At 67.6% G+C, this 5,850-nt stretch carries 3 protein-coding genes and 2 pseudogenes; 3 read left to right on the top strand and 2 right to left on the bottom strand.

From position 1 onward, the window contains the following. Positions 1–711: 711 nt before the first annotated feature. Positions 712–1,299 (bottom strand): hypothetical protein, encoded by a 588-nt coding sequence (locus ACLQ2U_RS32015; protein ID WP_425754619.1) that lies wholly within the window; start codon positions 1,297–1,299, stop codon positions 712–714. 216 nt (positions 1,300–1,515) lie between these two features. Next, a complete protein-coding gene (locus ACLQ2U_RS32020) occupies positions 1,516–2,028 on the bottom strand; it encodes a DUF4265 domain-containing protein (protein WP_425754620.1) in 513 nt (170 codons plus the stop codon). A 286-nt stretch (positions 2,029–2,314) separates the two neighbouring features. Here ACLQ2U_RS32020 and ACLQ2U_RS32025 point away from each other — a divergent pair. The 3 genes and pseudogenes from ACLQ2U_RS32025 to ACLQ2U_RS32035 all read left to right on the top strand — a co-directional run. Further along, a pseudogene (locus tag ACLQ2U_RS32025) lies at positions 2,315–2,464 on the top strand (DJ-1/PfpI family protein); the annotation flags it as partial. A 228-nt stretch (positions 2,465–2,692) separates the two neighbouring features. Next, positions 2,693–3,076 (top strand): annotated as a pseudogene (locus ACLQ2U_RS32030) (transposase); the annotation flags it as partial. Between the two features lie 273 nt (positions 3,077–3,349). Next, complete coding sequence (locus tag ACLQ2U_RS32035; protein ID WP_425754621.1) at positions 3,350–5,407, top strand: glycogen debranching N-terminal domain-containing protein; 2,058 nt, start codon at positions 3,350–3,352, stop codon at positions 5,405–5,407. Positions 5,408–5,850: the final 443 nt, after the last annotated feature.

The raw sequence follows: 5,850 nt of genomic DNA on the forward strand, positions 1-5,850 counted from the left end.
GGCCATGATCATCGTCATGACCCGCCGCCTCGCCCGTCACCAACACACCTGAAACCCTTATTTACCAGGCTCTTAGACGGTCCTGCCATCCCGTCTGCCATCGACCCGCCCTCCGGGGAGCAGGCCGCTGCCCGGCCCGCCACGTCAAGCGGACCTTGACGGCTCGTACGGACGCTGGCGGGCCGGGCGGTGGTCTGCTCGGCTCGCCCGGGTCGATGGCTGGCGGGATGGCCTACCGCAACCACCCACGGACCCGGCGGCTGCCAACGATCTTCGGCCATCCTGGAGCCGGAGCGCCCCCGCCGGAGGCGCACTAACCGCAACCCCGCCACCGCCGCCAGCTCGCCGACGCGGCCGGCGTGCGCTCCCCTACGCCGCGCGGGTCCTGGCCGCGCGGCCCGGCCGGCTGCCGACCCACCACACCACCGATCAACGTCCTGTCGTTCGGCGGCGGCCCACCGGGCTTCCCGCTCTCCGCGCCAGCCGCCGGGCGTTGGCGTGACGGCCGCAGAGCGACAGCGGCAGCGGCCGGCGCGCGCCCAGGCGGCAGCGCGTGCGGCCCGTCAAGGGCCGCCTTGATAGATGTACAGAAAGTTCTCCCACGGGCCGGCAGGCCGGCATGTCGTACTCCGCTTGATGCGTGACAGGTTGACGTCAGATGATGCGTGACGCTCCGCCGAGGCGCGTCGCTACGTGCCGTGACGCATGGGGTCAGGCGAAATCAGGGCGGACGATGAGTGTCACATCGCTGCTGGTCGCGATCACCAAGGTGCGGCCGGACGGGGAGAATCCGGCGGCACGCAGTTCGGAGTAGTCAGCATGGAAGACGTGCCACCAGGACGTACCCGGTGGGCCCTTATAGGCACCACCGTCGGCGGACAGCAGGATGCGATCGTTCGGCCACTCGGGCGCCACCACGTCGGTGGTCCAGCCGTCGTCCGTCGTGGCGTGCAGGCCGCCGCCGAACAACCCGGCGATGCGTACCCGCGTGTCCGCCAGCACACCGATGCCCGGACAGGCCAGGTCTGGCCCGGACGGTGACGCGTCGTCGGGGTCGGGGTGACGGTCCCGGGCGATCTTCGCACCCGTTGTGGCGTCGATCAAACCAAAGCCGTCCATCGAGACGACCATCAGCAGGTCGACGCCGGTCTGCGGGTGGACACCGAAGCCGACGCCTTGCAGCCCGCCCACCGGTATGTAGCGCCACGTCTGGTCGAGGTGTCGCCATGGCTCTGGCGGCGCGACGACCGGGGCTGCCAGGAACTTCGCCCGCAGCTGCTGTTGGTAGTCCGAGAGCATCCCGTTGTCCTTCGACGCCGGCGGCCTCGCGGCCTTCTACAGATCCGATCGCGCTGAGTAACGGTCCGGCACTACACCGGGCCATCGGTGTCACGCATCATCCGACGCTGATCCGTAACGGATCAAGTGGAGCCCGACAGCCGGCAGGCCGGCATGTCTGGTCTCAAGACCTGCGTGACGGACCGGTATCAGGACCTGCGTGACATGGTCAGCTGGTTAGGCCGCTCCCCATTTGTCGGTGACGCATACGGCCTCGAACTGCCACCAGCCCTCCGCCTCGCCGCGGAGCAGCGTCGCCTTAATCGATGGAAGGTCTGCGCTCGCCGGCACGGTCAGGGCGACGAGAGGGAGGTCCTTACTGAACGTCTCGCCCCCGAGGCCGAACGGCGCCAAGCGGTCGTGCACGGCTCTGGCGCTTCGCCCCAGTGGGCCGTCTGGGATCGGCAGGATTCTTATCGTGCAGTTGCCCGACGCCTCGACCCGCTCGGTTGCCCAGCGACGTCCGTCAGGGCGCGTCGTGAAGCGCACGACGTCCCCCTCGGCCACGCCGTCTTGCAGGAACGGCACGTTGCAGATGCGAACCGTGTCAGGGCCAACGGCAACGCCCCACAGTCCCTCTGTGTCGTAGGGAAGCCACCCTTCCCGCGGGACAAACCTAAACCAGATCTTGACGAGCTGCTCTCCGCCAGGCCGGGCGCGATCCCGTGCAGGTGAGTTCATGGCCGACATGATGGCCCATGGGAGGTGGCAGTCCAACTCACCCGGTCTCCGGCTGAGGTCGTCGTAGGCGGCTGGCACCCTCGCTTCATGATTCGCGGGACGTTGTTAGCCGAAAGCCTGCGCCCGGGTGCCGACCTCCGGGTAGCGGGGCTGAGCATTACGCGTGTGACCCGGAAGGATGTGTCGGGCTCGGCGTCGGAGACGCAGCCAGCCATCTGGACCTTTCTCGCCTTCGAGGCGGCGGACGACGTAGCCGACAAGCTTGGGGGTGCTCTCGCCGCGTCATTGGCGAGCGATGGCCACCCTGGACGAGGTGACTCGCCCGGACGTGCTGGTGGTGCCCGGCGGTCCCGGGCAGATCACCCGGATGACCGACACCCGACTGCTCGACTGGCTCCGCGCGGTGGACGCCACCACCACCTGGACCACCTCGGTCTGCACCGGCTCGCTGCTGCTGGCCGCGGCCGGGCTGCTCGACGGCCGGCGGGCCACCTCGCACTGGGCTGGCCCTGGACCAGCTGCCCGCCTTCGGCGCCCAGCCGACCGGCGAGCGGGTGGTCTTCGACGGCAAGTACGTCACCGCGGCCGGGGTTTCCTCGGGCATCGACATGGCGCTCACGCTGGCCGGCCGGATCGTCGGGGACGGCTTCGCCCAGACCCTCCAGCTCGGCATCGAGTACGACCCGCGGCCGCCGTACGCCGCCGGGTCGCCCCGCACCGCACCCGCGCCGGACGAACCCTCCTTGCCGCGCACCGCGGCCAGGAGCTGCCCGAAGCGTGGCTGATCGCGCAATGGCCACCCGGCTGCGACGAGCCGACCAAGTACTGGCTGTCGAACCTTCCCACCACTACCGCGAAACGCACCCTCATCCGCTGGGCGAAACTGCGCTGGCGCATCGAACACGACTACCGCGAACTGAAAACCGGCCTCGGCCTGGACCACTACGAAGGCCGCACCTGGCAAGGCTGGCACCACCACGTCACCCTCGTCTCCGCAGCCCACGCCTTCTGCACCCTGCAACGCCTGCACCACCCAAAAGCAGCAGCGCCGGCCTGAGCCTCTACGCAGTCCTCCGCGACCTGCAACACCTCCTCGTCCGCCTCGCCGGCGCCTGCCCCACCTGCAAAACCCGCTTCCCCACCAGACGAAAACCCCGGAACCGCATCCGATCATGACAAAGCACTACTAGGCGGTGGGCAGGTTGTCGCCTATCCGGCTAACATTCCGATTTGGAAAAGTCGTGGTGTAACCGCATCTAGAAGGGAAACCCCACCAACGCACCGGGCTTGCCAGCAGCGGCGGTTCGCGTGGCCAGAGCGGAGGGGAAGCGTGCGGCTCGACCAGATCAATATCCTGCAGGGAGACGCCTTCGTTGTAAGCGACCGGCAGGGTGACATCAACCCCGCCGCTAACGTCCCCGACGGGCTGTTCTATCGCGACATGCGGCACTTATCGCGGTGGCAGCTGCGCCTCAACGGCCACCAACTGGAGGCGCTGAGCGCGGACAACCTCGAGTACGACGAAGTTGTTTTCTTTCTGATCGAGCCGACCGGAACGATCTACCGGAACCCGTCGCTGTCGGTCACCCGCCGCCGCGAAGTGGCGACTGGCATGCAGGAGCGCATCACGGTCCACAACTTCGGCAACACGCCGGTCGCGTTCGAACTCACGATGATATTCGACGCCGACTTCGCCGACATCTTCGACGTCAAGGATCAGATGTCAAAAACCGGCCATCTGTACCGCCATCGGCGCGACGGCGGGATCTCGTTGGGCTACAGCCGCGCCGACTTCTGCCGCGAAACCCACATCGACGCCCCCGGTGCCTTCGTTACCGAGGAATCGCTCACCTTCCGACACGAGCTACCACCTGGACAAGAGTGGGGCATCGACATCCAGATCCGGGTTGGGGTCGAAGTGGACGCGGCGCTACAGCGCCGCCACCACCACCCGGACATGCCTTACAGCATCCGAGAATGGCTGGACGCGTCACCCATCTTGGACACGGACTGGGACGACTTGCTGCACATCTACCACCGCAGCCTTCTCGACCTCGCCGCGTTGAGGTTCTACCCCTTCGTCGGAGATAGAGCCTCTCTGCCCGCCGCCGGGCTGCCCTGGTTCATGGCGGTGTTCGGCCGCGATAGCCTCCTAGTCAGCTATCAGATGCTGCCGTTCCACCCCGAACTTGCCTATACGACTTTGCGGGCCCTCGCCGAGCGGCAGGCGATCCATGAGGACGACCACCGCGATGCCGAACCGGGGAAGATCCTGCACGAACTGCGCAACGGGGAGCGTGCCCATTTCGGCGAGCGTCCGCAGTCCCCGTACTTCGGTGCCGCTGACACCACGCCGCTGTTCCTGATCGTCCTAGACGAGTACGAACGGTGGACCGGTGACACGCAGACCGTACAGGACCTCCAGCCTGCGGCCCGCGCGGCGTTGCGGTGGCTGGAGACGTACGGCGATCTCGACCACGACGGCTACATCGAATACCAGACTCGCAACCCGCGCAGCGGTCTGGTCAACCAATGCTGGAAGGACTCCTGGAACTCGGTGGTCCACCCCGACGGCAGCCTCGCCAAGCTTCCCCGGGCCACCTGCGAAATTCAGGGCTATGCCTACGACGCGCGCCGCCGGACGGCGCGGCTCGCGCGGGAGATTTGGAACGACCCCGGCCTCGCCGAGCGTCTGGAGCGCGACGCCGAGGAACTCTATCGCCGGTTCAACACCGACTTTTGGCTACCCGACCTCGGCTATTACGCACTCGCGTTGGACGGGGACAAGAAGCCGGTGACCACGTTGACCTCCAACATCGGACACCTGCTGTGGAGCGGGATCGTGCCGCCCGAACGCGTTGACGCGCTCGCCGCGCTGCTCTGCGGGCCCCGGATGTTTACGGGATGGGGCGTGCGCACGCTCGCTGACGAGCAGCCAGCCTACAACCCGCTTGAGTACCACAACGGCACCGTTTGGCCGCACGACACCGCGATCGCCGCAGCCGGGCTTGCCCGGTACGGACACCGCGACGAGGCCAACCAACTCGCGATGGGGCTGTTGCAGGCCGGCCATCATCTGCGCCATCGACTGCCCGAGGCACTCGCAGGCTACCCACGAGAAAGCACCCTGGTGCCCGTGCTTTACCCCACCGCCTGCTCCCCGCAGGCGTGGGCCGCCGGTGCGCCGATGATGCTGCTCCGCATGATGCTCGGCATCGATCCGGAGCCCGACACTATGGCCGTGCGCCCACACCTACCTGAGGATCTCCGCCGCCTGGCACTGCATGGAGTGCGCTTCCGCGGCGCCCGGGTCGAGGCCCTCGCGGGCACCGCTGCACATGACCTAGATCGGTTGAGGCCGATACCGGGCGCCCGGGAGCTTCAGTGAAGAACACACCATTCGGTCGAGATCACCGTTGGACGGCAGCGGCCGGACACTGTGCTGGGAGATCCTGCGCGACGACGACGGCGCCGCCCCGCAGATTGACCGATACCTCGTCCGCCATCGCCCACCTCCACAACATCGCCGTCACCGGCTGCTACACGTCCCCGCCCGCCTCACCCGTTCCGCCCGACGCGCCGTCCTGCGCACCGCCGACGGATGGTCCTGGGCCGCTGAACCTGAACACCGCTACCCGCCCCCGACAACCGTCCCGGAGGAAGAACCCGGCCACGGGCCGGGTAATCACCATGCCCACACGCCGGACGAACCATAAGGAAAGATCAACCAGCGGTCAGCCACCCGTGATCAACAGTTAGCGGCAGAACGAGGCTAGTGATCCGTCGGGGTCCGGGCGGCGCCCTGCCTGCGCCGGGTAGCGACGACGGTGG

The organism is Micromonospora sp. DT47, assembly GCF_049844475.1.
Taxonomy (GTDB): domain Bacteria; phylum Actinomycetota; class Actinomycetes; order Mycobacteriales; family Micromonosporaceae; genus Micromonospora.